The following is a 26,281-nucleotide window of genomic DNA, read 5'->3' as shown; positions in this document are numbered from 1 at the left end:
TGACGGTGACGATGACGGGACCTCAGTCGGCCGCCGGCCAGGCGTTCAACGCGCTGGCGAGCTGCGCACGCGAACGGACGTCCAGCTTCTGGTAGATGCGGGTGAGCCGTGCCTCGACCGTCTTCACGCTCAGGTACAGCTTGGCCGCCGCCTCCTGATTGCTCGCGCCCTCGCGGACCAGCAGGGCGAGGCGCAGCTCCGCCTCCGTGAGGGCCGCGGGGGCGCCGCCGCGGGCCTGGTCGGGCTCGGCCGGGCGCGAGGGCGCCTCGGTCGACAGCGCCAGCCAGGGCAGCGCGCCGGCCCGCTCGAAGACCGCGGCCGCCGCCTGCAGTGCGTTCTGCGCGGCCGACCGTCTGCGCCGGCGGCGCTCGACGCGGGCGAGCGCGACCAGCGCCCGGCCCCGCTCCAGCGGCAGACCCGCCGCGGCACAGTGGTCGGCGGTGCGGGTCAGCAGATCCGCCGCTTCCTCGTAGCCGCCGCCCGCCGCCAGATAGAGCGCGTACGCCCGGTCGCAGCCGAGCAACACCGTTGCCCGGCCCAGGCGTTCCGCGACGGGACGCACATCGGCGAGCAGGGCCGCGGCCTCCTCCGGGGCGTCATTCGCCAGCAGCGCCTCCGCGAGCTCCTCGTGCCAGCGCAGCATCGACGGGTCGACCGTCGACTGGGCGAGCTCGGCGGCCTGCACCCGGCGCAGCGTCTCCAGGGCGTTCGCCACGTCTCCGGCCACGAGCTGGACCCTGCCCAGTGCGTACAGGCTGCGGGAGAGAAAGACATGGTCGCCCTCCTCCTCGGATGCCTGGACGCTGCGCCGGGCGTAGCTCGCGGCGCGGGCGAAGCTGCCGCCCGCGGTCTCCGCGAGGGCCAGTGCGTACCAGGCGGGCCCCGGCGAGAGCCCGGCCTCCAACGTCAGCGCGAGCGACCGCCCGGCGTGCGAGAGCGCCGCGGCGCACTGGCCCTGCCGGGCCTCGACCTCGGCGAGCGTACGGAAGAGTTCGATGGCGTCCTCGACCGGGCCGCGCCGTTCGACCAGCGGCAGCAGCGCGTTGAGCTGGTCGCGTGCGTCGGACAGCCGGTCGTCGAACAGCGCATGACGGATCGTCAGTATCTGGGCGGCGTTACGGATGCCCAGCGGCCGCTCGAACACCTCGAGCGCCCGTGCCTCGGCGAGCACCCGCTCCGCGTCCGGCGAGCCGAGCACCCGGTCCATGCGGGCCTGCACGGTCAGCGCGCGCGACGCCGTCTGCCGGTCGCCCACCGAGCCTGCGAGCGCGGCGGATTCGACGGCCGCGGCCCTGGACCGTACCGGATCGCCGTCGGCCAGCACGTACTTCACCGCAAGACGGAGCTGGACCGCCGCCCGCAGCGCCGTGTCGTCCTCGGAGTCCTCCATGGCGTGCACATAGATCTCGTCGAGGTCGGTCAGCCCCTGTCCGGCCGTGTCGAGCACCGCGAGCCGTGCGCGAACCCGGTCGGTGGGCGCGGCGTCGCGGGCGAGAAGATCGGTCGCAGCCCGCATCGCTAGGTCCGCGCGGGCCGCGCGGGCGGCCTCCTCGGCGGCGTCGACCAGCCGGGAGAGCCGCTGGGTGCCGTTGTTCACGGGCGTCGACTCGGCGGCGAGCAGGGCCAGTTCGGCGGCGAGTGCGCTGTTCCCGCGGCGGCGCGCCGTCTCGGCGGCCGCAGCCACCTCCGCCGCGAGATGCTCGTCGGGGACGTCCGTGGCCAGTGCCCGGTGCCGTACCGCCTCGACGGGATCGTCCACCACGCGCGCGAGCGCCGCGTGACCGCCGCTGCGTTCGTTCCAGCAGGCGTCGTGCACCAGCGTGGACGGCAGGACACCGGCCGTGAAGGCGACCGTGCCGTCCTCCTTGAGCGAGATGAGATTCGCGCGCTCGGCGGCGGCGAGATCCGCCTCGGCTGTGGGGCGGCCGGCGCGGCGGACCAGCGACGCCGTGGGGCGCAGCGCAAGTGCGGCCAGCAGCAGCGTGGCGCGGACGGCGGGGGAGGCGACGCCGAGGAGCTGCCGTGCGAGATCGCGGGCGCGGCCGGACAGGGACAGCGCTTCGGCGTGGTGCACCGGCGTCCGCGCGTCGGCCAGCGACCGGCCGACGGCGAGCGCGAGCCGTGGATTGCCGCCGCTGGCCTTGTGAATGCGGCCGGCCATCCGGGACGGCAGCCGGTGGTGGATGAGGAGTTCGGCGATCTCGTCGGCGTGCAGCGGCGCCACGTTCAGGACGTCGGCCTCGGACGGCACCCAGAGCGGCTGCGGGCCGCCGCCGGCCGGGTCGGTCGCCGGACCGTCCGGGCCGTACGCCTCAGGTGTCTCGACGGCGATGACCCGCAGCGTCTGCGGAGCCAGATGCAGGGCGAAACGCAGCAGGTCGGCGCTGTCGGCGTCGATGAGCTGCACACCGTCGACGACCAGCAGGACCGGGCCCTGCGCGGCGAGCGTACGGAGAGTCTGGGCGAGGGCCAGCCGCAGGGCGATCGGGTCCCAGCCGCCCTCGGGGATCGGCGCCTCGCGGCAGAGCATGGCGACAGCGGTCCGCTGCGGACCGGGCAGCCCTTCGAGGATGTCGTGCGCGCCGGAGCCGCCGTGGGCCCGGCCCGCGGGCCAGGAGACGCAGGCCGCTATGGACGCGACGAGGGCGGCGGCGGCCGCCCCGGGTATGTCCCGGTCGGCCGGCAGCGTGGCCAGCCACAGCACCCGCTCGCCGCGGGACTCGGCGCGCGTGGCGGTGGCCAGTGCGACTTCGGTCTTGCCGACCCCGGCGGGGCCGGTGAGCAGGGCGCGCCCGCGGCTGTGCAGGACTCGCTCGAGCCGGGCGAGGATCTCCTCGCGCCCGACCGGCGCTGGGGGTCCCCCCGCGCCCGCAGGGCGTAGAGGGAGGTATGGCGTCGTCACGTATCCGCCACCCCCTTCTGGCCTGCCCGGGTCCCCTGCCCGTGGGAGCAGAGAATACGGAGCGAGCCGCCGCAGTCCAGGCCCGGTGTCCGGCATGCGGACAGCCGTGGACGTCCGCGGCCGGACGAGCGGCAGGGCGCGCCCGCGGCATTTTGCCGCGAACGCGCCCCTGACCAGCCATGATGCAGTTGAGGCAGCTGGTTCTAGAAGGTGAGGCCCCAGCTGTTGATGTAGCCGGTGTCACCCGAAGCCACATCCCGGACCTGCAGCTTCCACACACCGTTGGCGACCTCGCTGGACGCGTCGACGGTGTACGTCGCCAGCACGTTGTCGGCGCTGTCGGAGGACGACGAGGCCTTGAGGTTGCGTACGGTGCCGTCCGGCGCGATGAGGTCGATGACCAGGTCGCCGCGCCAGGTGTGCTTGATGTCCACGTCGACCTTGAGGGCGGCGGGGGCGTTGCCGGTGCGGCCGGTGACCGTGATGTTGGAGGTGGCGGTCGCGAGGTCGCCGATCGTCACGTCCGCCGTGTTGCTGAACGTCGCACCGCCAGGAGTCCCGGTGACGGCGTTCACGGTCTTGGTCGCGTCGGCGATCCCGGTGCCGCAGCCGCCGGTGCAGGTGCCGGGCAGCGGGCGGGCGTTGGCCTTGATCGCGGACTCGATCTCGGCCGGGGTCAGCGCCGGCTTGGCGGACTCCAGCAGCGCGGCGAGGCCGGCGATGTGCGGAGCGGCCATCGAAGTGCCCTGGTACGGCTTGTAGTTCTCCGCCGACTGGGTGGTGGCGCCGGAGTTCAGCGTGGAGAGGATGCCGTTCTCGGGCGTGGTGACCGTGCCGGGGGTGTCCGTGGCACGGCGGGTCTCGCCGCCGGGCGCGGCGACGTCGATGATGCTGCCGAAGTTCGAGTAGAACGACCGGTTGCCCTCACGGCTGGTGGACGCCACGTTGATCACGCCGGCGCAGTTGGCGGGCGTGAAGGCGGAGGCGTTGGCGTTGCTGTTGCCGGCCGCGACGACGACGGTCGTGCCGCGGGAGACCGCGCCGTTGATGGCGTTCTGGTAGACGCTCGGGCAGGTCGCGCTGCCGCCGCCGAGGCTCATGTTGATGACCTTGGCCGGGGTCGGGTTCGCCGCGACGCCCGGAACGGTGCCGCCGGACGCCCAGGTGATCGCGTCGGCGATGTCCGACGAGGAGCCGCCGCACTTGCCGAGCACCCGGACCGGCTGGACCTTGGAGTTGTACGCGATGCCCGCAACGCCCTTGCTGTTGTGGGTCGTTGCCGCGATCGTGCCCGCGACGTGAGTGCCGTGCCAGGAGGAACCGCTCGCCTTGGAGCCGGCGCCGCACTCGCCGTCCGTGGCGTTCCAGTCGCCTTCGTCCTTGGCGTCGCTGTCGCGGCCGTTGCCGTCGCGTGCGTCCGCCGAGCTGGAGATGAAGTCGTAACCGGACACGACATTGGCAGCCAGGTCCGTGTGGGCGGCGTAGCCGGTGTCGATGACGGCGACGGTGACGCCGCTGCCGGTGCTCTTGTCCCATGCGCCGGGAACGTTCATGCCGCCGGTGGCCTCGAAGAGGTCCCACTGCTTGGTGTATTCGGTGTCGTTCGGGGTGACCGCCATCGCGTAGGCGCGGATGTCGGGCTCCACGGTCGCGACGGAGGCGTCGGCGCGGAAGGCGTCCATGACCTCGGTGAGGTCCTTCTTGGAGGCCTCGCCACCGAGGTCCACCAGGGCCGCGCCGCCGGCGAGCCGGCGCTCGAAGGACAGGCTCTCGCCGGTCTCTGAGCTCTTGGCCGCGGCGTCGGTCCTGGCCGCCGCGTTGGAGCCGGCCTCGGCCGTCCTGGCCTTGTAGGTGACGATGACCTTCTCGACGGGCGCGGCCGGCAGTGCGGTCATGGACTGCGCGGCGGGCGCGGGCTTCGGCGAGGGAGTCGGGCTGGCGGCGAGTGCCACGGAGGACGTGGCGGCGACTGCGGCGATCGTGGCGCTGGCGGCCACGACGGATATGAGTCTCCGTCTGGACCCGTTCAAGGGCTTCACGGTGTTCCCTTTCAACTGACGGCGCGGAGCGCGACGGCGGCGCAGGAATCGCGGTTCGCTGTGGGGGTGCGATCCGTGATCCCCTGGGCCGGGTATGCCCGCGCGCCGCCGCCGGCGCGACGGCCCCTGGTCAAGAGCCGCCACCGACAGAGCTCACGAATTACATGCACCTGACATCAAAGAGTCAGAGGATGAGATCCGCCGGTGCGGCAGACAGTAGGGAAAGGCGAGATGAACCCGATACGGGGAAAACCCTTGTCACCCCCGTGCGGGGGTCCGGGGCGGCCTCCGGGGGTGCTGGGCGCGGAAGTCGGCGCGTAGCCCGTGAGCTGACGGTCCGTCGGGCCATATCAGTCCATATCGCCACCTAGGTGGCCCGATGGCGTACGGCTCGGGGCGCTCGGGTGCGTGGCGGCGGCGTGCGTACGACCGGTTGCCCGGTGTCGTGCGTGTGGGACGGCGGATGTCAGTGGCGACTGCCATGCTGAAGAAACCTGACCAGATCCGTCATCCACCGCGTACCTGCGGGAGGAGAACAGCGATGCTGACGACCACCTATGTCCCGGGCGCGCCGAACTGGCTCGACCTGGGCACCCCCGACATTCCGGCCGCCGCCGCCTTCTACAAGGACGTGTTCGGCTGGGAGGTGCACTCCATGGGACCGGAGGCCGGAGGTTACGGCTTCTTCCAGTTGGACGGGAAGACCGTCGCCGCGGTCGGACCGCTCACCGAGGAGGGCGCGACCTCGGCCTGGACGCCGTACTTCCAGACCGCCGACGCCGACGCCACGGCCAAGGCCGTCGAGCAGGCCGGCGGCACCGTCCGCATGGCGCCGGACGACGTGTTCACGGCGGGCCGGATGGCGGCGTTCACCGACCCGACCGGCGCCGAATTCGCCGTCTGGCAGCCAGGTGAGAACACGGGCCTGGAGGCGGTCACCGATGTGAACTCGCTGTCGTGGACCGAGCTCTACACCACGGACGCGGCGGCCGCGAAGGACTTCTACCGCACGGTCTTCTCTTGGGACTACGAGGACATGGACATGGGTGGCACCGCCTACACCGTCGTCTCTCCGGCGGGTGGCGGCCAGGACGCTTCGCAGGGCGGCATCATGCAGCTCGCGCAGGAGCACTTGGCGGCGGGCTCGCGCTCCGAGTGGCATCCGTACATCGAAGTCGCGGACGTCGACGCCACTTTCGCCAAGGCGACCGAGCGGGGCGCCACCACCTTCATCCCGCCGATGGACGTGGAGGGCGTGGGGCGCATGGCCATGGTCGCCGACCCGTTCGGCGCGCCGTTGGCCGTCATCCGGGGTGTTGAGGCCTGAGCGGTCCCGGTGGCGCGGCGGGGCACCCGCCCGGTGCTCCGCCGCGCCCGGCAAGCAAGGAGGAGCAGCATGGCAAGGATCATCGTCACCGAATTCGTCTCCATCGACGGCGTCATGGAGGCGCCCGGCGGAGGCGAGGGATTCAAGCACGACGGCTGGAGCTTCGAGATCGACCGCGGCGAGGGCGACCAGTTCAAACTCGACGAGACCCGGGACACGGCCGCGCTGCTGCTGGGCCGGCGTACGTACGAGGGATTCGCCGCGGCCTGGCCGTCCCGTGAGGGCGAGTTCGCGGACCTGTTCAACAGCATGCCCAAGTACGTGATCTCCTCGACGCTCGACAAGCCCGAGTGGGCCAACTCCACCGTGCTCAGCGGCGATGTGGCCGAGGAGGTGGCGAACCTCAAGGAGACCCAGGACGGGAACATCGTCGTCCACGGCAGCGCGCGCCTCGTGCAGACGCTCCTCGAGCACGATCTGGTCGACGAACTGCGGCTGATGGTCTTCCCCGTCGTCCTCGGGACCGGGAAGCGTCTCTTCGGCGAGACGACCGACAAGAAGCGGCTGCGGCTGGCGGACTCCAAGGTGGTGGGCGACGGCGTCACCATCCTCACCTTCGAGCGGGCGTAGGCGGCGCGGGAGACGTCGGACCGGCGGCCCGGGGTCGTCATACCGTCCGCTCGCCGGGCCGGGAGCACGGCACTGTGTCCCTGCCCCGGGTCACACGGCATGCCTTAGCGTCGGCGTCATGACCACGTTGAACAGTTTCGCCGTGCACATCCCCGACGCCGGCCTGGAGCCGGACCCCCTCGACCCCGCGCAGATCGTGGCCGGCACCCCCGAGGTGACCGGCAAGGTGCTGTGGGAGTCCGAGGACGGCAGGCACATCCGGGGAATCTGGCAGATCACTCCGGGGGTGGTGGTCGACACCGAGGCGAACGAGTTCTTTGTCGTCGTCAGCGGCCGGGCCACCGTCGCCGTGGAGGACGGCCCCACTTTCGACGTCGGTCCCGGTGACGCGTGTGTGCTGCGCGAGGGTGACCGGACCACATGGACCGTCCACGAGACCCTGCGCAAGGCGTACCAGATCACCTTGCCGTAGTTAGGATGCGGGCGGGCAAATCCGCGCTGGACCGGCGTGGGACGCCTGACGCGACGCACAACTCGGACGGGCGGGGGCACAGATGTGTGCGGACGAACGTATAGCGCGAGCCAGGCTGCTCTATGAGCGCGCTGTGTTCGGCGGCGACAGCGGTGCACTGGCAACCGCCGACCGGGACTTGAACGCGGTCGAGGCCGATCTCGCACTGGCCCGCGGCCGGGTCGTCCACGCACGGTTCTTAGAGCAACGGACCGAGGACCCGGCCGAGTTGGCGCTGTTCCAGCGCGCGGCGGAGCTGTACCGGGAACTCGGCGATGTGCGCGGCGAGGCCGAGTCGCTGTTCTGGGTCGGCATATTCCGCCAGGTCGTCCAAGGCGACAACGACACCGCGGTCCCCTTATTCGACCGCTCCCTCGACCTCGCGTCAGCGGTGGGCGACAAGCTGACCATGTCATACGCACTGAGACATCTGGGCATCGCGGAGCATGTCGCCGAACGGCTGGACGCGGCCCGCGAGCGCTTGGAGGAGTCGGTGCGGCTCCGTCGCGAGATCGGCTTCCTGCCCGGCGTCGCGGCCAATCTGGTCGGGCTTGCGTACATCGCCGTCGGACAGGACCGCCGTGCTGACGCGCTGGCCCTGATCGAGGAGGCGGCCACGCTGGCGGAGGCCGCCGAGGCCAAGGGCATCATGCGCTCGGTCGACGAGGCGCGCTCGAACCTGACGTAGCGGGCGGCTCGGTCTGCAGCTGCGTTTCGGCTCTGGCGCAGGTGAAGCAGGTGATGCGACGGGCGGCAAGGGGCAGCGTGGCCACGCCCATCCCGTTGACCCGATGGACTGACCGCGATGTCGTCCGCGCGTGCACGGCGCACAGGGCAGCCCCGCAGCTTCCGCAGATCGCCACCGCGGTCACGCCACGGTCAGCCGCCTGGCAGTCGTAGCAGTTCATGGAGCGGTTCCTCTCTCCCGTCGGCTGCATACGGCGGCGGACGGTGTGGGTCAAGCACGTGGGTCAATCATGTGGATCAAGCACGTGGATCAAGCACAGGGCGGGAACTGACCGAGGAGCGGGAGCCGGCCGCTCCCGCTCCCCGTCAGCTCATCACGCCGCGTCGAGGCGGGCCAGCTCATCGGCGGAGAGCTCCAGCTGCGCCGCGGCAACCGAGTCGCGGATGGTCTCGGGGCGCGAGGAGCCCGGAATGGGGATCACCACGGGTGCCTTGGCGAGCATCCACGCCAGGCACACCTGCTGCGGGCTCACCCCGCGCGCCTGCGCCACGTCCGCGAACACGGCGAACCGCGAACCCAACTCGCCGGCGCGCGAGATCCCGCCCAGCGGGCTCCACGGCAGGAACGCGATGCCCAGTTCGGCGCAGAGCTCCAGCTCCGGCTCGCTGGAGCGGAATGCGGGCGAGAACTGATTCTGCACGCTCACCAGCCGGCCGCCCAGAATCTCGTTGGCCTGCCGGATCTGATCGGGACCGGCGTTGGAGATCCCCGCGAAGCGGATCTTGCCCGCGTCCAGCAGATCGCGGACGGCACCGACCGACTCGGCGTAGGGGACCGTCGGGTCCGGCCGGTGGAACTGGTAGAGCCCGATGGCCTCGACGCCGAGCCGCTTGAGCGAAGCTTCGCAGGCCCTCTTGAGGTACTCGGGCGAGCCGTTCAACGTCCACGAGCCGTCGCCCGGACGCAGGTGACCGCCCTTCGTCGCGATCAGCACGTCCGAGGTGTCGCCGCTGTAGCCGGCCACGGCGCGGGCGATCAGGGATTCGTTGTGGCCGACCTCGTCTGCGTCGCGGTGGTAGGCGTCCGCGGTGTCGATCAGCGTCACGCCCGCCTCCAGCGCGGCGTGGATCGTGGCAACCGAACGCTGTTCGTCGGGGCGCCCCTCGATGGACATCGGCATCCCGCCCAGACCGATCGCGCCGACCTGGACGTCGCCGATGGTGCGTGTCTTCATGGAGGTTCCTTCTGGAGATTCATCCGGGTACCGCTTCAGCCTCCGCCCTCCCGTTTAAGCTGTCCAACATAAGAATCTGATCCCTTTGAGCAGCACTGGTGATGAATCATGGAACTCCGGCAGCTCGAGTACTTCGTCGCCGTCGCGGAGGAATGCCACTTCACGCGGGCGGCGAAGCGTCTGCATGTGGCGCAGTCCGGGCTGTCGGCCTCGATCCGCTCGCTCGAGCGGGAACTTGGAGCTTCGCTGTTTCTGCGCAGCACCCGACAGGTCGAGTTGACCGCGGCCGGGCGAGCACTGCTGGTCGAGGCCCGGCGCACCCTGTCGGCGACCGACGCCGCCAGGGACGCCGTGGCGGCAGTGCAGGGTCTGCTGCGCGGCAGCCTGACGATCGGCTCCCTGCAGTGCCTGCACGCGGTGCACCTTCCGACCGTGCTCGCACGCTTCCGGGCCGCTCACCCCGGTCTGGAGATCGCCTTGCGCCAGGGAGGATCCGGCGAACTGATCGACCACGTGCGCGCGGGGAGGCTGGACCTGGCGTTCGTCTCCCGGCCGGCCCGCTGCCCGGACGACGTCGTGCTGGAGCCGTTGGCCAGCGAGCCGATCGTTCTGGCCTGCGCGCCCGAGCATCCGTACGCAGGCCGGGAGCAGGTCGAGTTGGCGGAGTTGTGCGACGAGCAGTTCGTGGACTTCCACCCGGACTGGGGCACCCGGGGCCTGGTCGACAACGTGCTCGCCGCGGCGGACGTCGAACGCCATGTCTCGCTGGAGGTGACCGATACGCACTCCCTGCTCGATCTGGTCACGTGCGGGCTCGGCGTGGCGCTCGTGCCGCAGTCGTTCGCGGTCAAGACCGATCGAGTGCACTTCGTCGGGCTGGCAGGGACCGTACCGGCGTGGGAAACCGTCACCGTCACGGGCAATCCGACCAGTGCGGCTGCGGCGGCACTGCTGCGCGAGGTCCATGCCGCGAAGAGCGGCCGCCGCTCCGCGGCCGGCGTTTCCTGACATTCTTCCGCTGGACCGATGAGTCCTGGCCGCGGCCACAGTCCAACTCCTGCACGCTCACCACGGAACGAGGAGAAGCATGAACGCGATCGCCGACCGATACCGCCGGCACGCCGACGCCTTCGAGAGAAGAGTCGCCGCCGCTGGGTCCGAGCAGTGGTCCAACCAGTCGCCGTGCGAGGACTGGACGGCCCGGGACGTCGTGGGCCACATCATCGACATGCACGGAGTGATGCTGCGTCCGCTCGGCCGCTCGCTCAGCCCCGCACCACTGCTGACGGAAGACCCGTTGGGAGCCTTCAAGTCCGCCCGCGCCGACGTCCAGGCCGTGCTCGACGACCCCAACAGCGCCGGGACCGAATGCGACACCCCCAACGGCCGTATGACGGTGGCGCAGCAGATCGACCAGGTCATCAGCGACGACATGGTGCTGCACGGGTGGGACCTCGCCCGGGCCACCGGTCAGGACGACACGATGGACCCGGCGGACGTCGAACGAATGTGGTCGTCCACCTCGGCGCTTCCGAAGGAGGTTCTGGAGATGCTGCGCACACCGGAAGCGTTCGGTCCGGGCGTGAAGGTCTTCGGCCCGGAGGTGCCGGTCCCCGAGGACGCACCGCTTCAGGACCGGCTGCTCGGGATGATCGGGCGCGACCCTCGCCACGGCGTGTCGTAGAACAGCGCCCTAGCCGGCGTCGCGCCGCAGCGGCAGCCCGTCCAGCACCCGGTCCAGGCCCCAGGCGAACTGTTCCGTGGAGACGAAGCCGGCCATCACCTCGCCGGCGGCGGCGGTGCGCGGATAGAGGCCGGCTGGCACGGCCCGAAGCGCCGTCCGCCGCGCGGCGATCCGCTGCGCCTCGGGCGGCGCCGGTGCATGGCGGTCCAGTTCCGCTGCCTCCAGGGCGACGGATCCGAGCACATGGACGATGAGCAGGTACTGGGCCCGGGCGGCATCGTCGTCGCCGAGCCCGGCATCGGCGAGGATCGCCAGCAACGTCTCGCCGAGCGCCAGGGCGTTGGGCCCGTCCATGGGACCGGAGAGCAGCAGCTCGATGGCTCCGTGACGGGCCAGCAGCCTGGTGCGGATATCGGCGACCAGCGCATGGATGCGCTCGCGCCACGGCAGATCCGGGTCGGCGAAGTCGCCGTGGTCCACCTCGCCGAGGATCTGCTCGACAAGACCGCGGAGCACGGCGGCCTTGTCGGGGAAGTACGTGTACACGGCGTTGGGCGCCACACCGACCTCGGCCGCGATCCCGCGCACCGAAACCGCGTCGGCGCCGCGCGTGGTCAGCAGACGCATGGCCGCGTCGAGGATGTCCTGTTCGTCGAGGGTCCGCCGTCTGCCGGGCCTGCCTCTCCCCGGGGTCTTCTCCATCTCCAGCCGCCCCTTCCGCCGCCAAGGCCGCGTGGTCGGTTGACTGCCTTTTCTGGACAACGTACATTAATTGTACGTCGTGCAGAAATGAAGGTGATCACGATGACCCCGCTTCCCCCCGCGAGCCGGACGGGCATCCGACCGCTGCGCTCCTGGGCGGTCTGGACGGCAGGTTTCCTCTCCTTCCCGATCGCGGGCCTCGCCGGCATCGGCGTCGACAAGCAGTTCACCGTTTTCGGCGCCACCGGGGCGCTGGTCTTCTCGGGCCTGTCCGGAGTTCTGCTGTACCGGTTGCTGCCCACCTGGACGCCCGAAGGAGCGACTCGATGAACGACACCCCGAACCATGTGGTCTTCGGAGCCGGAGCGGTCGGCCGCGCCACGGTCGACGCGTTGCGCCGTCGGGGTGAGAGCGTCCGCCTGGTGAACCGGTCCGGCTCGGCGCCGGTCCCCAAGGACGTCGAAGTCGTCGGAGGCGACGCCGCTGATCCAGCGTTCACCACCGCGGTCACGCGGGGCGCGCGGGTCGTCTACCAGGTCCTCAATCCGCAGTACCACCAGTGGACCGCGCGGTTTCCGGCCCTCCAGGCAGGCGTACTTGCCGCCGCCGAGGCCGCCGGAGCGCGGCTGGTGAGCATGGAAAACGTCTACATGTACGGCCGTCCGGCGGGCCGGCCCTTCGTCGAGACCAGGCCGAACGCGGCCCATACCCGCAAGGGCAGCCTCCGTGGCCGGATGGCCGACGAGTTGCTGGCCGCGCACCGGGCGGGCCGCGTCGAGGTGGTGATCGGCCGCGCCTCGGACTATTTCGGCCCGCACGGCGGATTCCAGTCCAACCTCGGCGACCGTGTCTTCCAGCCGGCGCTGCGCGGCAGGACGGCCACCGTCCTCGGCGACCCCGACCAGCCGCACACCTACACCTACATCCCCGACATCGGCGAAGGCCTCGCGCTCCTTGGCGAACATCCCGAAGCCCCAGGCGAGATCTGGCACCTGCCCAACGACCCCAGCACCCGTACAACGCGTCAACTTGTCGACATCGTCTACCGGTTGGCCGGACAGCCGCGTACGAAGGTGCGCGGCATGCCCGCTCTCGGGCTGCGCGCCATCGGGATCTTCAACCCGGTCGTGCGCGAACTGATCGAGATGCAGTACGAGTTCGCGGAACCGTTCATCGTCGACAGCAGCAAGATCACCACCCGCCTGGGCGCCACCGCGACCCCGCTCGAAGAGGCGTTGGAACACACCCTCGCGAGCTACCGCGCACAGACCCCCGACAACTGAGGCGAGCAGAAACGGGGTTGTACTCCTGGGCCACGAACGCGCCGAGGCGTCCTCGTCTCAGTGATCAGTGATCAGTGGTCAGTGATCCTCTTCCGCCGGCCCGTACAGACCCTCGTAGGCGAGACGTGCGGTGTCCGACTGCCGGGTGTCCTGGGCGACGGTCCACTGACGCGTGGTCCGGTCGACCGCGACGGTCGTCCACCCGTCACCGTCCTCGTCGCTGAGATGGATCAACAGGGTGTTCTGGTCGTGCTCGACGCGGAGCCGGTGGTCCGGGTTGGCCGCCTCGTGCAGGCCGCGGGACGGCTTCTCCGCGGTCGGGGGATCAGCGATGAACGACGTCCATCGACTGCGCCCACGCGACGGCCGTGCGGGACGGTCGCCCGGAGCCGTCGGCTGGGACATGGCCGTGCTCCTCTCACAGATCCCCGGGCGTCACGGCGTCACGGCGTACCGGCGGCACCGGCAGAACCGGCGGGTGCGGTGCGGGCGGCGAACTCGACGAGGTCGGCGATGACGCGTTCCGGCTGCTCCCAGTGGACGACATGGCCCACGCCTTCGTATGTGATCAGGCGCGCGCCGTGAATGGCGTCGAGGATCGTCTGCTGGTCACTGCGCGGCAGGAACCCGTCCTGGTCGCCCCAGATGACGAGGGTCGGCACCAGGATGCCGGCGAGGGTGGCGGGCAGATCGGCTTCGAGGAGACCGTGCAAGGTCTCCTTCCAGACGTGGGCGGGGACTTTCAGGCTCTGTTCGAGCATGGTCTCGATGAGTCCCGGGGCGACCTGGCCGGCCACCATGCCGCTCATCAGGTCCTCGACGAACGCGCGGGGCACCGGATCGGAGAGCCCGTCGACGGCCTCCCGGAGCCCGGCCATCGCGGGTTTGTCCGCGAGCGCGGCCGGGGTGCCGAGGAGCACCAGCCCCGCTATGCGATCGGGGTGGCTGCCCGCGACGATCCGCGCGGGCACGCCGCCGCTGGAGGATCCGACGAGGATGGCGCGGTCGATCCCGACGGTGTCGAGGAAGTCCACAAGATCGGCGGCGAAGTCCTCGGGACCGTAGCCCTCGGCAGGCCGGTCGGCGTCGCCGTGGCCGCGCTGGGTGGGCGCGTAGCCGTGCAATGACACCGGGAGACGCCGCAGCAGGGGCTCGAAGGACCACCAGGAGTCGGCGAGGGCGTGCACGAACACGACGGGCGTCCCGCCGTAGCCGGCCTCGGCGTACGGGAGGGTGAGCCCTCCCCGCAGCGGCGCGGTCCTGAGGGAGATCGTGGTCATCGCGGCCTCCCTGGCTCCGCTCGGCCGTCCCGTGTGAGCTGTCAGCAAGCCCGGTGAACCGAGCGGCGATCACATCCGATCGTACCCAGCACCGCTCCGGAGCGCGGGTCGGGTGGGCCTGCCCGGCCGCCGCGGCTCCTGTTGCGGCTCAGCCGCCCGGCAGCGAACGCTCGATGCGGGCGAGCTGTCCGCCCAGGCTGCCGAGCCAGTGCTCGAGGTCGATGAGCAGGGGCAGACGAGGGAAGGCGGGTGCCTCGGCGGGGGAGGCGTACGCCGCCGGCGGTGGCGGTCTTTCACCGGCGCACAGCGCGGCGACCCGTTCGGTGGTCAGGACGAGCCGGCCGGCGGTCGTACGGGCCCACGCCGCGACGTCCGGAGGGACGGCGTCCGCAGGCAGGTCGAGGCGGGGCAGCGCCTGGGCTCCGTACAGGACGTGGTTCGCCGCAATGAGCACGGCATGCCAGTCCGCGGGCGCGGCCGATGCCGTCCCGCCCGGTTCGCTGCGGAGCTGGTGATACGCGGCCTCGGCGAGCTGTAGCCGGTGCAGCACGAGGCGTGTGGACGGCACGGGCACGGCACCCGGCGGGGAGGCGGTGAGCACGACGACCGTCCCGTCGACCAGCGGACCGCAGGAGCGCAGCAGCGCAGCCATGGCTCTTCGCACCTCGCGGCGGGCGCCCGTGGGCCAGGCCAGCAGCCCGCACAGCAGGCCGATTGTGCTGCCGGTGACAACGTCCACGATCCTGGCCTCAGCGATCTGCCAGGTGGCGGGCGCGATCTGGGCGAACGCCGTCGACACCACCAGCGTGAACAGGCCCTGCGCCCAGGCGATCCCGAACAGCGGCCCGAGCGCGAACGCGGCCAGCATGCCCGGCGCGAGCAGTACCGCGTACACGTCGGTGTCCCGCCCCACGACCAGCAGCAGCGTGCCCGCCGCGATCGCGCCCGCGAATGTGCCGACCAGCGCCGAACGCACGGCCGCCCACGTCCCTCCCGCAGTGGTGCGGCCGAGCGTGAGCACGGCGAGCAGCACCCAGAAGCCGTGCGAGAGATCCAGGGAGCCGGCGACCAGCCGGGCGGCGCCCAACGCGAGCGCGGTCCTGACGGCGTTCTGGAACTGGACCGAATGCAGCGTGAGGTTGCCTGCCAGTCGCCGCCACCACAGCAAGGCCGTGCTCACATCCGCGTACCAGAAGAGTTCGCGCGGCTGGACCGACGGCCTGCGTCTGCCGTCCAGACCGATGCCTACCGCGGTCTGCAGGAGCCGCGTCGACTCGGCCATCGCAAGGACCGAGGCCTGACGCCGGAGCACCGGGATCGGCATGTCCCGCGGCGGTCCGGTTGCCTCCGCGATGCGCACCGCCTGGAACTCCCGTACCGCCGCCCGAAGGTCCTCGGAGCCCGGCCTCGGCGGCGGCCGGCCGGTTCGCAGGGCCGTCGCCGTGGCGGCGCAGACCGAGGCGACACGGCCGAGGAGTTCGGCGGACGCGGCATCCTTGGCGTCGGCGGCTCGCGGGTGGTCACGCATCCGGGCGAGCTGCTCCAGCAGCCTGCGGGCCGCGCCTCCGGCCTGCCCCAGAGCCCGGTCCGCCCGCCCGGCGCCGGCAGGCCGCTCAGCAGGCGGGATGTGGGAGAGCCGCATCTGCCGGCCGGCTTCGCGCAACCGGTCCGCCGGATCCGCGGACCCGGCGGCCGCACGGCCCGCGAGCGCGACGGCGTCCGCCAGGACCTGCCGGTACGAGGCGGTCGGCGGCGCCGGAAGCAGGAAGACCTCGCAGGCGGCCAGGAGCAGCACGCCGACCGTGAGTCCGGTCAGCCGCTCGCCGAGGTGCTCCGGAGCGTACGGCGGGAAGCAGGCCAGGATGTAGAACAGCTGGAGCCCGGGTGCGGCTCCGGCTGGGCGCGGCCCGCCGACCGCCCCGAAGGCCAGGACGAACCCGACGACCAGCATCCCGAGCACCGCCGCCCAGGTGTGCACGGCCAGCGCCGTCCCGAGAGCGACCAGCGCGAGACCCACCGGCAGGGCGCGCAGCATCACGGCGGCCCGTTGCCGCCCGGAGCCGGGGATCGGCGACAGCATGCCGAGCGCCACGGGCCCGAACAGGGCGTACAGCGCGATCGCCGGCCGGTCCACGCCGTACACGAACGGATAGAACCCCGCGCTGGCCGCCGTGGTCACGCGGATCGCCCGGTGCGCGATCGCCGTGCGGTCCGGCGCAGGCGCAGTGCGGTGCTCCGGTTCGGCAGTGCGGCCGCTGCTCATGGCCCGCCCCGCGTGCTTGCGCCGTCCGCCTCCACCGGGGGCCAGGGCGCGCGCATGGACAGCGGCGGCACCTTGCCGTGGACGACGAGCCGGTGGCGTACGGCCATCACGACGAGGGACGCCAGCAGGATGACGGCTCCGCCGAAGCGCAGGATCGTGTCGTAGGCCTCCTCCGGCGTCCTCTCCGGGGTCATCGCGATGATGGCGCTGGCGGCCCCCGCGAGGGCAATCGCGCCGAGGGTGACCAGGAAGGTGAGCAGTACGCCGGAGGCCTCGCCGGCCCTGGCGGGCGGTACGACCTGCTGGGTGGCGACGCTGGAGAACGTCCAGCCGAGCCCGAGGCCGAGCCCGCACCAGGCGAACACGGGGACATACAGCCACCAGGCCGTGACATGGGTGAGGGTGATCATCCCGGTCCCGGCGATCGCTCCGGCGAGTGCCATCACCGCGGTGGGGCGCATCCGCTGCGACAACCGGGCGCCGAGCGGTCCCGTCAGGGCCACGACCAGGGCGGGGGCGAGGAACACGATGCCTGCCACGAACGGGGACAGGTGGCGTACGCCCTGGAGGTAGAGCGTGGCGAGGAAGACGGTGACGGCGTAGCCCATGTTGGCGACCGAGCCCATGCCGGTGACCAGGACGTACGGGATGTTGCGGAACAGCCGCAGGTCGACGAGCGGGTGGCGGGCGAGCCGTTCACGCAGCAGGAACAGTCCTCCGGTCACGACCGCGACCGCGAAGAGGGTGAGCGTGCGGGCGTGGTCCCAGCCCCAGGCGCTGCCGCGTTCCACGGCCAGCGTGACGGCTGCCAGACAGCACACGATGGTGAAGCAGCCGATGAGGTCGAGCTGGCGAGGGACCGAGGTGTCCCTGGAGTCGGGGACGTACGCGATCGCGATCAGCAGCGCCAGCGCGCTCAGCGGTGCGAGCAGCCAGAAGATCCAGCGCCAGCCCGGCCCTTCGGTGAAGCCGCCGCCCACGAACGGGCCCAGCGCGGTGCCGATGTTGGCGATGCCGAAGGCGGCTCCGAGCGCGCGGGCGCGGGTCTCGTCGGGGAAGGCGTTGCTGATGACGGCGACGGACACCGGGAAGACGAAGCCGGCGCCGATGCCCTGGACGATTCGGGCCACGACCAGCAGCGCGAGTCCGGGTGCGAGCGCGCACCCGACGGAACCGGCCGCGAACAGCGTGAGGCCGGCGAGCAGGGTGCCGCGGCGGCCGAAGACATCGCCCAGCCTGCCGCCGACGATGAAGAAGCAGCCGACGGCGAGCATGTAGGCGGAGAGGGTCCACTGGGCGGCCGCGGCGGTGACGCCGAACTCGTCGGCGATGCCGGGGATGGCCAGGTTCAGGGCGAAGAAGTCGAGCTGGATGCAGAAGAGCGCGAGCGCGACCGCGGTGAAAGCCCCTGTCCGCGCGGCCGAAGACGACTCTGCGCGCATGGGCACGTTCCTCTCAGCCGGGCCCTTTGTCCCATTGTCGGCGCGTGGTGCGCGACCCGCAGCCCGGCCGCGCCGGATCGCGGGGACGGCAGGTGCGTGACCACCATGAGGTGATTGAAGGCGACACCTGACCGCCGGAGGCCGACCACGGTGCACACCCTGCTGCCGGTCCTGCTCGCGCTCTGCGCGGCGTTCAGCAACGCTGTTGCCACCGTGCTGCAGCGCCGGGCGGCCATGAGCGTGCCGAGCTCGTCCGGCTTCCGCGCCGGGCTGATGCTCGATCTGCTGCGGCACCCGGTCTGGGTCGCCGGGATTCTCGCGGTCATCGCCGCCGCGGTGTGCCAGGCGCTGGCCCTGGCGACAGGTCCGCTGACGATTGTTCAGCCCTTGTTCGTCCTCGAACTGCCGCTGACCCTGATCGTCGCCTCGCTCCTGATGCGCCGCCATCTGCCGCGCGCGGGCTGGCTGGCGGTGGCCGGTGTGGTGGCAGGTCTCGGTGTCGCGCTGGCCGCCGCGTCCCCCACCGGCAATCGCACCCATGTCCCGATCGACCGCTGGCTCCCGGCGCTCGCCGTCTGTCTGGCAGCGGTGACGGTGCTCGCGGCCGTGGCGCTGCGCCGCCCGCAGGGCCGGGCACGCGCCGCGTGTCTCGGCACGGCGACCGCCATCAGCTACGCCGTGACCGCGGCGCTGATGAAGTCGGCGATGCACATTCTGGACGACGAGGGCGTCGGGGCGTTCTTCACGGCCTGGCAGACCTATGCCTTCGCGGCGGTCGGCGCGGGCGCGCTGTTCCTGCTGGAGAACGCGATGCAGGCGGGCCCGCTGGTCGCCTCCCAGCCGGCGATCACCCTCGGCGACGCGACGGTGAGCCTGGCGCTCGGCATCGTCGTGTACGAGGAGCATCTCCGCTCGGGCTGGTGGGTGCTGCCGCAACTTCTCGGCGTCGCGATGATCGCCACGGGTGTCGTCGCGCTGGCCCGCGTTCCGCTCACCCGGTCGGTGGTTGCGCCGGACAAATCGGACCACGGTGCTGACGTTCTGTAATCGAGAGAGGTCTCCGGAGTAACGCCGTTTCAACCTTGGAGGATCCCCTGAGCCTTAAATTCCCGTGAAAGTGGGGGAGGTTGTGGTCGTTCGAGGCTTTTTTCTCGGGAAGTGATCGGCGTCACTCTCTGTTGAGGGGCACGGGTTGGCACCATTCAGCGTCTAACCAGTTGTAAAGGAGGCGTCAACGGGCCGGGGTGGACGGCAAGTTGACGCTAGGTGGTGAAACCACTACACGATCTTCACGTATTGCTACTCATGTGGCCCTGAAGGGGCCCCAGGCGGCCCCGAGTCGGGGCAGGGAGAATCGCATGAAACCGTTTGCGTGGAACTACGCACGTCCGGCCGAGCAGGCACCGGTGCTCGGGCAGTACTCCTACGACCCCACCCTGCAGCTGAACGTCCTGCCCGACGGGCGTCCGGCCATCATGGACAGGGCGTTGCTGGCTGCGGCCGGCACCACCACCTCGACGGCCGGCTCCGCGACCCACTTCGACGACTGAGCCCGGTCGCGCGCGATGACGGTGCTGATCCTCACTTCAGAGGAGGATGTGACCGCCGACATGGTGGTGGCTCAGCTGCACGAACGAGGCGTTCCGCTGGTCCGGTTCGACCCCGCCGACCTGCCGGGTGAGGGGGCGCTGTCGGCCGAGTACGTACGCGGGGAGTTCCGCGGCTACCTGTCGACGGGCGGGCGAGTCGTGAGCATGAGCGGTCTGCGTTCGATCTGGATACGCAGGCCCAATGAGCCGGCGGCACACGCCGCGGAGCCGTCCGCCTGGCTGTCCGCCGAAAGCGGGCAGGCGTTGTACGGAATGCTGGACTGCACGGCGGCGCGCTGGATGAACGATCCCGGCGCTGCCGCAAAGGCCAGGCTCAAGCCGTTGCAGCTGCGCCTGGCGCACCTCAGCGGTTTCCCGGTGCCGGCCACGATCATCACCACCTATCCGCAGGTGGCGCAGCGTTTTGCGGAGCAGTACCGGCAGATTGTCGTGAAGGCCGTTTCGGGCAAGCCGCCGAGCGATCCGCCGATGGCGCTGCCCACCACGCTCGTGCCGCCGGACGCCGACTTCGCCGGTGTCGCCGCGGGGCCCACCCTGCTGCAGCGCTACATCCCCAAGCGCGCCGACATCCGGCTGACCAGCGTGGGTGACCAGTTGTTCGCCGCCAGGAAGGTCTCGGACCCGGGACAGGTGGACGGACGGTACGGAGACACCGGGCACAACTGGAAGCCTGTCGACGTCCCCGATCGCATCGAGCGGTCCGTCGCCACGTACAAGCGTCTCGCCGGACTCGCCTACGGTGCCTTCGACTTCGCGGAGGACTCCGAAGGGACGTGGTGGTTCCTGGAGTGCAACCAAGGGGGTCAGTTCGGCTTCGTGGAGCTCCAGACCGAGCAGCCGATAGCCGAAGCGGTCGCCGACTGGCTGAGTACGCCCGTGTGACCAGGAGGTCTAAACGGGAAGAGCCAGCGTCGCCCAGACGGTCTTGCCCTGAGGCGGCGTCAAGGACCACTGCCAGCTGTCGCTCACCGCACTGACGAGGCTGAGACCCCGTCCGCCGAGCGAGCCGGCGTCGGCGTCGCGCTGGCAGGGCGGGCTCGAGCTCGGATCGGTGACCGCGCAGACCAGGTCGTCGGGGTTGAGGAAGATCCCGAGCCAGACGGGGTATTCGGGGGCATCGAGGGACGCAGGGTCCAGTGCGTGCAGGACGGCGTTGGTGACCAGTTCGCTGACGACCAGGGAGGCGTCCGGGACGAGGGCCTCGAGCGCCCAGCCGCGGAGGGTCGCTTCGACGAAACAACGCGCCTGAGGAGCGTTCCGCAGCTGTCCGTCAAGACCGCAGGCGGCGAATCCGGGCAGCTTGAAGCCCTGATCCAGGCCTCGTTGATCGGGGCCGCGCTCCTGCACATCCGGGCGTGGCAGCCGAGACAGCGTTGGGGCGACGGGTTCGCCGACATGAAGACGGGGTCCGCGCCTGGTGCGTGTGCTCGATGAGGCTGACACGTGGATGGCCACTGGGTCACGTCCCCCTGGGGGCTTCGATCGTCACGGATGCGGCAGCCGCCGTGGGACGAGTATCGTCGAGTAACACCCGGGATTGCAATTGCATCTGGGATTGCAGTCGTTGAAGTTGACTGCGAGCGAACGTACGTACGGCGAGAGGTTGTTGCAGTGGAGCACTTCTTCAACGGTATGAAGGCCGCCGCGTTGACTCCGGTGGCATGGACGAAGAGCAGTCACAGCAACGCGACGGGGAACTGTGTGGAGGTGGCCGCGCTGCCGGGAGGGCAGGTGGCCATCCGCAATTCCCGTGACCCCCAGGGTCCGGCTCTGATCTATACGCGCGAGGAGCTCGCCGCGTTTGTGGCGGGCGCCCGGAGCGGTGACTTCGACGCTGTGATCGCCTCAGGGAATGGCTCCGGGGACGGCTGAAAAACGCTGTAGGAACGGCATGTTCCGTATAGGCCGGGTGCCCGTGCTGGATACTGGCCTCTTCCCGGAGTCCGCAGGAGCGAGCGATGGCTGCAGCCGATCCGAACCCCTCATTGTTCGTACGGCCCCTGGGCTCGGCAGAGAAGAACCCGACCGCTCTGAAACTGATCCTGGGCGGCAAACTGCGCGAGCTGCGCTCAGCCGCTGGACTCGACCCCGCGGACGTCGACGTCCGGCTCGGTTTCTCGCGGTCGAAAACAAGCCGAATCGAGCTGGGTCGCAGCGGCTGCAAGACGGCGGACGCTCTGGCGCTTCTCGCGCTGTACGGAGTGACCGGCGACGAGCCCATAGCGGAGTTCCTGAAGCTGGTGGCACAGTCGCGCCAGTCGGACTGGTGGCGCTCCTACAGCGACGTGCTGTCGGACTTCTTCACCCCGCTCGTCGCCCTCGAAGGAGCGGCCGAGCGCATCCGCACCTATGAGCCGTTCTATGTGCCGGGCCTGCTGCAGACGCCCGCCTACACCCGCGCGGTGATCCAGTCGGGGCCCGGACAGATCCTCCTGCACGAGGCCGAGCGCCGGGTGCAACTGCGCCAGGAACGCCAGCGACAGCTCGACCAGCCGGGTGCGCCGCACCTGTGGGCGATCATCGACGAGTCCGTCCTGATGCGCGCCGTCGGCGGCCCGCACGTCATGCGCGCCCAACTCGAGCACCTCGTCGAGATGATGGAGCGCCCGCGAGTCACGGTGCAGATCGCACCGCTGGATGTGACGGCCGCCGTGGGCATCGGCACCGGCGTGACCTATCTGCGCTTCGCCCTCGGCGACCTGAAGGACGCCGTGTACATCGAGCACCTCACGGACTCGACGTTCAACCAGCGTCCGCCGGTCGTCGAGCAGTACCGGGACATGCTCGACCGGCTCGGCGCCTGCGCGCTCACTCCGGCGCAGTCGCTCGCAACGCTGCGCGAGCGCGTCAAGAGCCTCTGAAGCGGCTGTGGCCCTGGTGGAGCGCCCGGATCGGGCGCTCCACCAGGGCACACGTCGTGCGGTCGGTTCGTGCGGTCGGGTACAGCGTCGCGCAATCGATCGCGCCAACAGCGGTCGTGGCTACGCGAGCCGACCGACGCCGCCCCACTCGAGCCATTCCTGGGTCTGCTGCACCGGGGCCAGATCGTTGTCGGGACGCCAGGTGGAGACCTCCACCAGACCCGGCTCGAGAATCTCCAAGCCGTTGAAGTACTCGACGACTTCGTGCTCCTCGCGCACCCGGCCCCAGTGGCCGCCGGTCGCCTCCGCCATGAAGTCGGTGACGAACTTCCGGATCTCCGGCTGGTCGCTGACGAGCTGGCACACGACCAGGTAGCTCCCCGGCGCGAGGCGCTCCGCCACGTGCCGGACGAGGCCGGCCGGGTCGTCCTCATCCGGAATGCAGTGCATCACCGACACGAAGAGAGCCGCGACCGGTTGACTGAAATCGATCAGTCGCGTCGTCTCCTCATGGCCGAAGATGCCTTCGGTGTCCCGCATATCGGCCTGGATGACCGCCGTGCGCTCGTTCTCCTCCAGAAGCGCGCGGCCGTGCGCCAGCACAATGGGGTCGTTGTCGACGTAGACCACCCGCGAGGCCGGATCGACGGCCTGCGCCACCTGATGGACATTGTCCTGGGTGGGAAGGCCCGACCCGTGGTCTATGAACTGGCGGATGCCGTACTCGGCAGCCAGCATTCGCACCACACGCTGCAGGAACCGGCGGTTGTTGACGGCCAGTGTCTTGGTGCTGGGAACCTGGGTCAGCAGCTGCTCGCACGCATCGCGGTCCGACTGGTAGTTGTCGTCGCCCCCCAGAAAGTAGTCATACATGCGTGCCACGCTGGGCACCTTCGTGTCGATGGCGTCTGGGCGCCACGACTCCCCTTGCATCCAGTCCTCACCCGCGTCTGTCGAAGTCAGGTCGGTAGGACGACCATGCTAGGGAGCGCCTGTACGGCGGCATAGGCCACGGACGGGGGACGCCGAGCGCACGGTGTGATTTCAGCCAGAGTGCCAGGTGCACGGTGCTGGTCCGGGGAACGCAGGCGTGAAGCCGTGGCGCGTTGCTACCGTTGCCGCACAGTGTGCGTTCGGGGGAGCCTCTGGTGAACGACATCATCGACGCACTCGCCGACCACCTCAACGGCTGGGCACTCGTCGCCGTTCTCGGCGCGCTCGCAGTAGGCGGGTTGGCCGCGGGAGTGTTCCTGGCAGTGCGCACAGGCCGCCCCTTCACCTTCGGGCTGCCTTTCGGCCTCGGTGAAGCGCGGCTGGAAGAGGCCACCGCACTCCCCGGCTCCGGCCCGGTGCCCGCGATCGGCTCGGGGGCCGATGCCGACGACTCGGGAAACGGCACCGCCGAGGGAGTCAACTCCGCCGGATCATGGCGCCGTTACGCCACCGGGGTCGATCACGACCGGCTGTTCGGCGTGGACGCTCTGATCACCGAGTTGAACACCATCCTCACCGGTCCCGGCGGCAACTGGGTGTTGAGCCTGTACGGGGGCGGAGGCGCAGGTAAGACAGCTCTCGCCTTCGATCTCGTCGACCGGTGCCGTCGCACAGGACACTTCGACCGGATCGTCTGGACCTCCGCGAAGAACGCGGCACGCGAGAGCGCCTTCGGCGAGCGCGACCCGCTGGCGCTGGCGTACTGGCAGGACGTCATCGGCTCGATCTCACGCCAGTTGGGCCTCGACACCGAGGTCAGCCGCGCGCTGTGGGAGGAACGACTCCATGATCACCTCGATGCTCTGGACCCGGACAAGCGCATCCTCCTCGTGGTCGACAACCTGGAGGGCCTTGAGGACGCCACCAACGTCGTCGAGTCGCTGCGCCGCGTCGGACTGCGGCAGCCGCACCGGCTGCTGCTCACCAACCGGTACCCGGACCACAGCAGGCACGTCATCAGCAGACTCGTACCGCCCCTGCCGACCACGGACGCACTCGCCCTGGTCCGCCACATCGGCAGCGACGATCCGAGTCTGGTTTCGCTGTCGGACCGGAAGCTGGAGGTCGTCGCTCAGCGGACGGAGGGAAATCCGTTCCTGATCAAACTGGTGGTCAGGACCTACCTGGAGAGTGGCCGGCCCATCGAGCACGTACTCGAAGAACTCGGCGACCTGGGAGAAGGCCGCCCGGACAGTGCGCAGAGCGATGAGCCACTGGGCCTTCGGGTACGCAACTATCTCTTCGCGCAGGCCCTCGCCGAACTGGAGGAGACACACGGGCGCGCCACGGTCGTACAGCTCATCGGTGCTTTCGGCACCAGGCGGGCCGGTGACACCTTCGGCTACGACGATCTCCAGCGGATCAGCGGCATCGAACGCGACGATGCGTTCGCGGCGGTGCTGCGCGCGGCGTGCCGGATGAGTCTCGTACGCCCTTCGCAGGTCAACAGCCGGTACTCGATCCACAGCCTGCTCTACGAATTCACCACTCAGGGATCATGAGCGACGCGGGCAGGCTGTCTGTAGAGGGCTGGCAGACCGACTTCGTGGCGGCCGCGCCCCAGCGGTTCGAGAACAGCATGCGGGACGCCCTGGAGCAGAGCGGCCTGAGCACGCTCGAACTCGTCGACCGGCTTCGCCGTGTGGCCTCCTCCGCGGGACTGGCGGTGACGCCTCTCTTCAGGGACTTCGTCGCCCATGTCATCAACAGCATGGTCATGAAAGGCGAGGGCAACACCGCGTTCCGCGAGGACCAGGCCTTTCTGGCGGACGCCACGCGGGCGGTTCAGGCAATCAGCGACTCCGTCGGCGGCACCACCGCCCTCTGGCTCGCCCTCGCCAGGTGCCACGCCAATATCGACAACGCCGGCAGGGAGCGCCTGGCCTCGATCCACAGTGCCGGCCGGTACGCGATCGTCCCTGACGACGTGGTGCGCGCCCGCACTGTGCTGGCCCACTACTTCATCGACACCAGCAACTACCGTCGGGCCCAGCGTCTGCTGGACCAGACCGAGACGGAGTTCGCGGGTACGCCGATCGCGGCGTCCCACCGCGCCGAACTGTTGGCCGCGCGGGGAATGTGCCAGTTCTATACGGATCCCGAAGGCTCGGACACATGGTTCGTCCGAGCGATCGCCGTCGGAACATCCGGCACGGGAGCGGGTGCCTCGGAGGACGAGTCGGTCCAGCCAGTGGCCACCGCAGTGCACTACCGGGGCCGGGTTGCGGCAGCGCGCGGCGAGCACCAACTGGCCCTTGTCCGGTACGTCGAGGCACAGGCGATCGCTCCTGGCCGGCTGGCCGGCAGGGCCTTCCACCACGTCCGGCTGGCCGAGATCCTCCTTCGGCACGGTCCCGCCCATGAAGCAGAGCACCATCTGCGTCAGGCGGACAGCATCAACCAGCAGGCCCGGCAGATCAGTACGGGTGCCGCGCAACTCAACCACGCGTGGGCGCAGTTCCACCTGGCGACCGGGGACCACCGGTCCGCTGAACGGGAACTGCGGGACGCGCTGCGCGCGGCCCGCCGAGCCAACGCACGGCGCAGCACACTGCAGTTCGCGCTCGCGCTCGGCAGACTCCATGCAGGCCGAAGGCGGCCGGTTCACGCCTTGCTGTATCTGACGCTGGCAGCGTGTTGGCTGCTGCGCTGGGAGCTCTTCCGGGACCGGCATGTGGTCCGTAACCTGCGCGCGCTGATGACCCACGCGCCCGGAGCACTGGGCCGTGCACGCCCGCGGGCGCAGAGCGACGCCGTCCGGTGTCCGTGCGGGGCGAACCACGAGGGGAGCGCCGGACCGAGGTCCGTACGACCGCCGTGACGTTCGAGCGG

Annotated in this window: 26 protein-coding genes; 15 read left to right on the top strand and 11 right to left on the bottom strand. The window is 70.5% G+C overall.

What is annotated here, in order from left to right:
* Positions 1–22: 22 nt before the first annotated feature.
* Both ACH4YL_RS00565 and ACH4YL_RS00560 read right to left on the bottom strand, forming a co-directional pair.
* On the bottom strand, positions 23–2,902 hold the full coding sequence (locus ACH4YL_RS00565) for an AAA family ATPase (protein ID WP_398503345.1): 2,880 nt from the start codon (positions 2,900–2,902) through the stop codon (positions 23–25).
* Positions 2,903–3,105: 203 nt separating this feature from the next.
* Complete coding sequence (locus tag ACH4YL_RS00560) at positions 3,106–4,899, bottom strand: S8 family serine peptidase (RefSeq protein WP_398503343.1); 1,794 nt, start codon at positions 4,897–4,899, stop codon at positions 3,106–3,108.
* Between the two features lie 583 nt (positions 4,900–5,482).
* Between ACH4YL_RS00560 and ACH4YL_RS00555 the strand changes: the two genes are divergently transcribed.
* The 4 genes from ACH4YL_RS00555 to ACH4YL_RS00540 all read left to right on the top strand — a co-directional run bounded on the left by ACH4YL_RS00555 (position 5,483) and on the right by ACH4YL_RS00540 (position 8,097).
* Positions 5,483–6,268, top strand: coding sequence for a VOC family protein (locus tag ACH4YL_RS00555; protein ID WP_398503341.1), 786 nt, complete (start codon positions 5,483–5,485; stop codon positions 6,266–6,268).
* A 69-nt stretch (positions 6,269–6,337) separates the two neighbouring features.
* Complete coding sequence (locus ACH4YL_RS00550; RefSeq protein ID WP_398503340.1) at positions 6,338–6,898, top strand: dihydrofolate reductase family protein; 561 nt, start codon at positions 6,338–6,340, stop codon at positions 6,896–6,898.
* Positions 6,899–7,016: 118 nt separating this feature from the next.
* Complete coding sequence (locus ACH4YL_RS00545) at positions 7,017–7,370, top strand: cupin domain-containing protein (RefSeq protein WP_398503338.1); 354 nt, start codon at positions 7,017–7,019, stop codon at positions 7,368–7,370.
* An 82-nt stretch (positions 7,371–7,452) separates the two neighbouring features.
* Complete coding sequence (locus ACH4YL_RS00540) at positions 7,453–8,097, top strand: tetratricopeptide repeat protein (protein ID WP_398503336.1); 645 nt, start codon at positions 7,453–7,455, stop codon at positions 8,095–8,097.
* On the opposite strand, the gene ACH4YL_RS00535 is transcribed toward ACH4YL_RS00540, so the two are convergent.
* Both ACH4YL_RS00535 and ACH4YL_RS00530 read right to left on the bottom strand, forming a co-directional pair.
* The gene (locus ACH4YL_RS00535; protein WP_398503334.1) at positions 8,057–8,317 is read right to left on the bottom strand and encodes a DUF2180 family protein; all 261 of its coding nucleotides are present in this window, start codon (positions 8,315–8,317) and stop codon (positions 8,057–8,059) included. The genes ACH4YL_RS00540 and ACH4YL_RS00535 overlap by 41 nt on opposite strands.
* Positions 8,318–8,470: 153 nt before the next feature.
* Positions 8,471–9,331: an aldo/keto reductase gene (locus tag ACH4YL_RS00530; protein ID WP_398503332.1), complete on the bottom strand. Its 861-nt coding sequence runs from the start codon at positions 9,329–9,331 to the stop codon at positions 8,471–8,473.
* Between the two features lie 108 nt (positions 9,332–9,439).
* Here ACH4YL_RS00530 and ACH4YL_RS00525 point away from each other — a divergent pair, with 108 nt between their 5' ends.
* Positions 9,440–10,339, top strand: a complete 900-nt coding sequence (locus ACH4YL_RS00525) for a LysR family transcriptional regulator (RefSeq protein WP_398503330.1) — start codon at positions 9,440–9,442, stop codon at positions 10,337–10,339.
* Positions 10,340–10,418: 79 nt separating this feature from the next.
* Positions 10,419–11,015 (top strand): TIGR03086 family metal-binding protein, encoded by a 597-nt coding sequence (locus ACH4YL_RS00520; RefSeq protein ID WP_398503329.1) that lies wholly within the window; start codon positions 10,419–10,421, stop codon positions 11,013–11,015.
* Between the two features lie 9 nt (positions 11,016–11,024).
* Here the strand turns inward: ACH4YL_RS00520 and ACH4YL_RS00515 are convergent, their stop codons facing one another.
* Positions 11,025–11,717: a TetR/AcrR family transcriptional regulator gene (locus ACH4YL_RS00515; protein ID WP_398503328.1), complete on the bottom strand. Its 693-nt coding sequence runs from the start codon at positions 11,715–11,717 to the stop codon at positions 11,025–11,027.
* 102 nt (positions 11,718–11,819) lie between these two features.
* Between ACH4YL_RS00515 and ACH4YL_RS00510 the strand changes: the two genes are divergently transcribed.
* Together ACH4YL_RS00510 and ACH4YL_RS00505 are read left to right on the top strand one after the other, a co-directional pair.
* Positions 11,820–12,047, top strand: a complete 228-nt coding sequence (locus tag ACH4YL_RS00510) for a hypothetical protein (protein ID WP_398503326.1) — start codon at positions 11,820–11,822, stop codon at positions 12,045–12,047.
* The gene (locus tag ACH4YL_RS00505; protein WP_398503324.1) at positions 12,044–13,000 is read left to right on the top strand and encodes an NAD-dependent epimerase/dehydratase family protein; all 957 of its coding nucleotides are present in this window, start codon (positions 12,044–12,046) and stop codon (positions 12,998–13,000) included. The genes ACH4YL_RS00510 and ACH4YL_RS00505 overlap by 4 nt, the downstream gene beginning before the upstream one ends.
* A 78-nt stretch (positions 13,001–13,078) precedes the next feature.
* On the opposite strand, the gene ACH4YL_RS00500 is transcribed toward ACH4YL_RS00505, so the two are convergent.
* The 4 genes from ACH4YL_RS00500 to ACH4YL_RS00485 form a co-directional block, all read right to left on the bottom strand.
* Positions 13,079–13,405 (bottom strand): hypothetical protein, encoded by a 327-nt coding sequence (locus ACH4YL_RS00500; RefSeq protein WP_398503323.1) that lies wholly within the window; start codon positions 13,403–13,405, stop codon positions 13,079–13,081.
* 38 nt (positions 13,406–13,443) lie between these two features.
* Entirely contained in the window at positions 13,444–14,280 is an 837-nt protein-coding gene (locus tag ACH4YL_RS00495; protein ID WP_398503321.1) for an alpha/beta fold hydrolase, read from the bottom strand.
* Between the two features lie 148 nt (positions 14,281–14,428).
* Positions 14,429–16,543: an FUSC family protein gene (locus ACH4YL_RS00490; RefSeq protein WP_398503320.1), complete on the bottom strand. Its 2,115-nt coding sequence runs from the start codon at positions 16,541–16,543 to the stop codon at positions 14,429–14,431.
* A complete protein-coding gene (locus ACH4YL_RS00485; protein WP_398503319.1) occupies positions 16,540–17,985 on the bottom strand; it encodes an MFS transporter in 1,446 nt (481 codons plus the stop codon). The genes ACH4YL_RS00490 and ACH4YL_RS00485 overlap by 4 nt, the downstream gene beginning before the upstream one ends.
* Positions 17,986–18,135: 150 nt before the next feature.
* On the opposite strand from ACH4YL_RS00485, the gene ACH4YL_RS00480 reads away from it, so the two are divergent.
* The 3 genes from ACH4YL_RS00480 to tgmB all read left to right on the top strand — a co-directional run bounded on the left by ACH4YL_RS00480 (position 18,136) and on the right by tgmB (position 20,477).
* Positions 18,136–19,032, top strand: a complete 897-nt coding sequence (locus ACH4YL_RS00480; protein ID WP_398504334.1) for a DMT family transporter — start codon at positions 18,136–18,138, stop codon at positions 19,030–19,032.
* Between the two features lie 311 nt (positions 19,033–19,343).
* On the top strand, positions 19,344–19,535 hold the full coding sequence (gene tgmA / locus ACH4YL_RS00475; RefSeq protein WP_398503317.1) for a putative ATP-grasp-modified RiPP: 192 nt from the start codon (positions 19,344–19,346) through the stop codon (positions 19,533–19,535).
* A gap of 15 nt (positions 19,536–19,550) precedes the next feature.
* Positions 19,551–20,477 carry an ATP-grasp ribosomal peptide maturase gene (gene tgmB / locus ACH4YL_RS00470; RefSeq protein WP_398503315.1) on the top strand — a complete coding sequence of 309 codons (927 nt, stop codon included), beginning with the start codon at positions 19,551–19,553 and terminating at the stop codon, positions 20,475–20,477.
* A 9-nt stretch (positions 20,478–20,486) separates the two neighbouring features.
* Here tgmB and ACH4YL_RS00465 read toward each other — a convergent pair whose 3' ends face one another.
* Positions 20,487–20,942 carry an ATP-binding protein gene (locus ACH4YL_RS00465; RefSeq protein ID WP_398503313.1) on the bottom strand — a complete coding sequence of 152 codons (456 nt, stop codon included), beginning with the start codon at positions 20,940–20,942 and terminating at the stop codon, positions 20,487–20,489.
* Between the two features lie 264 nt (positions 20,943–21,206).
* Here ACH4YL_RS00465 and ACH4YL_RS00460 point away from each other — a divergent pair, with 264 nt between their 5' ends.
* A complete protein-coding gene (locus tag ACH4YL_RS00460; RefSeq protein ID WP_398503312.1) occupies positions 21,207–21,467 on the top strand; it encodes a DUF397 domain-containing protein in 261 nt (86 codons plus the stop codon).
* An 86-nt stretch (positions 21,468–21,553) separates the two neighbouring features.
* Positions 21,554–22,456 carry a helix-turn-helix domain-containing protein gene (locus ACH4YL_RS00455; RefSeq protein ID WP_398503310.1) on the top strand — a complete coding sequence of 301 codons (903 nt, stop codon included), beginning with the start codon at positions 21,554–21,556 and terminating at the stop codon, positions 22,454–22,456.
* A 120-nt stretch (positions 22,457–22,576) separates the two neighbouring features.
* Here ACH4YL_RS00455 and ACH4YL_RS00450 read toward each other — a convergent pair whose 3' ends face one another.
* Positions 22,577–23,389: an SAM-dependent methyltransferase gene (locus ACH4YL_RS00450; RefSeq protein WP_398503308.1), complete on the bottom strand. Its 813-nt coding sequence runs from the start codon at positions 23,387–23,389 to the stop codon at positions 22,577–22,579.
* A gap of 215 nt (positions 23,390–23,604) precedes the next feature.
* Between ACH4YL_RS00450 and ACH4YL_RS00445 the strand changes: the two genes are divergently transcribed.
* Together ACH4YL_RS00445 and ACH4YL_RS00440 are read left to right on the top strand one after the other, a co-directional pair.
* Positions 23,605–24,951: an NB-ARC domain-containing protein gene (locus tag ACH4YL_RS00445; protein ID WP_398503307.1), complete on the top strand. Its 1,347-nt coding sequence runs from the start codon at positions 23,605–23,607 to the stop codon at positions 24,949–24,951.
* Positions 24,948–26,270, top strand: coding sequence for a hypothetical protein (locus tag ACH4YL_RS00440; protein WP_398503306.1), 1,323 nt, complete (start codon positions 24,948–24,950; stop codon positions 26,268–26,270). Before ACH4YL_RS00445 ends, ACH4YL_RS00440 begins: the two co-directional genes overlap by 4 nt.
* Positions 26,271–26,281 lie beyond the last annotated feature (11 nt).

The organism is Streptomyces sp. NPDC020681 (assembly GCF_044334895.1).
GTDB lineage: Bacteria > Actinomycetota > Actinomycetes > Streptomycetales > Streptomycetaceae > Streptomyces.
This window is presented reverse-complemented; position numbering and strand designations above follow the sequence as displayed.

What these genes read in the sequence shown, in the direction of transcription:
- ACH4YL_RS00555 (WP_398503341.1), top strand. Translation starts at nt 5,483, where the DNA reads ATGCTGACGACCACCTATGTCCCGGGCGCGCCGAACTGGCTCGACCTG.
- ACH4YL_RS00550 (WP_398503340.1), top strand. Translation starts at nt 6,338, where the DNA reads ATGGCAAGGATCATCGTCACCGAATTCGTCTCCATCGACGGCGTCATG.
- ACH4YL_RS00545 (WP_398503338.1), top strand. Translation starts at nt 7,017, where the DNA reads ATGACCACGTTGAACAGTTTCGCCGTGCACATCCCCGACGCCGGCCTG.
- ACH4YL_RS00540 (WP_398503336.1), top strand. Translation starts at nt 7,453, where the DNA reads ATGTGTGCGGACGAACGTATAGCGCGAGCCAGGCTGCTCTATGAGCGC.
- ACH4YL_RS00535 (WP_398503334.1), bottom strand. Translation starts at nt 8,317, where the DNA reads ATGAACTGCTACGACTGCCAGGCGGCTGACCGTGGCGTGACCGCGGTG.
- ACH4YL_RS00530 (WP_398503332.1), bottom strand. Translation starts at nt 9,331, where the DNA reads ATGAAGACACGCACCATCGGCGACGTCCAGGTCGGCGCGATCGGTCTG.
- ACH4YL_RS00525 (WP_398503330.1), top strand. Translation starts at nt 9,440, where the DNA reads ATGGAACTCCGGCAGCTCGAGTACTTCGTCGCCGTCGCGGAGGAATGC.
- ACH4YL_RS00520 (WP_398503329.1), top strand. Translation starts at nt 10,419, where the DNA reads ATGAACGCGATCGCCGACCGATACCGCCGGCACGCCGACGCCTTCGAG.
- ACH4YL_RS00515 (WP_398503328.1), bottom strand. Translation starts at nt 11,717, where the DNA reads ATGGAGAAGACCCCGGGGAGAGGCAGGCCCGGCAGACGGCGGACCCTC.
- ACH4YL_RS00510 (WP_398503326.1), top strand. Translation starts at nt 11,820, where the DNA reads ATGACCCCGCTTCCCCCCGCGAGCCGGACGGGCATCCGACCGCTGCGC.
- ACH4YL_RS00505 (WP_398503324.1), top strand. Translation starts at nt 12,044, where the DNA reads ATGAACGACACCCCGAACCATGTGGTCTTCGGAGCCGGAGCGGTCGGC.
- ACH4YL_RS00500 (WP_398503323.1), bottom strand. Translation starts at nt 13,405, where the DNA reads ATGTCCCAGCCGACGGCTCCGGGCGACCGTCCCGCACGGCCGTCGCGT.
- ACH4YL_RS00495 (WP_398503321.1), bottom strand. Translation starts at nt 14,280, where the DNA reads ATGACCACGATCTCCCTCAGGACCGCGCCGCTGCGGGGAGGGCTCACC.
- ACH4YL_RS00490 (WP_398503320.1), bottom strand. Translation starts at nt 16,543, where the DNA reads ATGAGCAGCGGCCGCACTGCCGAACCGGAGCACCGCACTGCGCCTGCG.
- ACH4YL_RS00485 (WP_398503319.1), bottom strand. Translation starts at nt 17,985, where the DNA reads ATGCGCGCAGAGTCGTCTTCGGCCGCGCGGACAGGGGCTTTCACCGCG.
- tgmA (WP_398503317.1), top strand. Translation starts at nt 19,344, where the DNA reads ATGAAACCGTTTGCGTGGAACTACGCACGTCCGGCCGAGCAGGCACCG.
- tgmB (WP_398503315.1), top strand. Translation starts at nt 19,551, where the DNA reads ATGACGGTGCTGATCCTCACTTCAGAGGAGGATGTGACCGCCGACATG.
- ACH4YL_RS00455 (WP_398503310.1), top strand. Translation starts at nt 21,554, where the DNA reads ATGGCTGCAGCCGATCCGAACCCCTCATTGTTCGTACGGCCCCTGGGC.
- ACH4YL_RS00450 (WP_398503308.1), bottom strand. Translation starts at nt 23,389, where the DNA reads ATGCAAGGGGAGTCGTGGCGCCCAGACGCCATCGACACGAAGGTGCCC.
- ACH4YL_RS00440 (WP_398503306.1), top strand. Translation starts at nt 24,948, where the DNA reads ATGAGCGACGCGGGCAGGCTGTCTGTAGAGGGCTGGCAGACCGACTTC.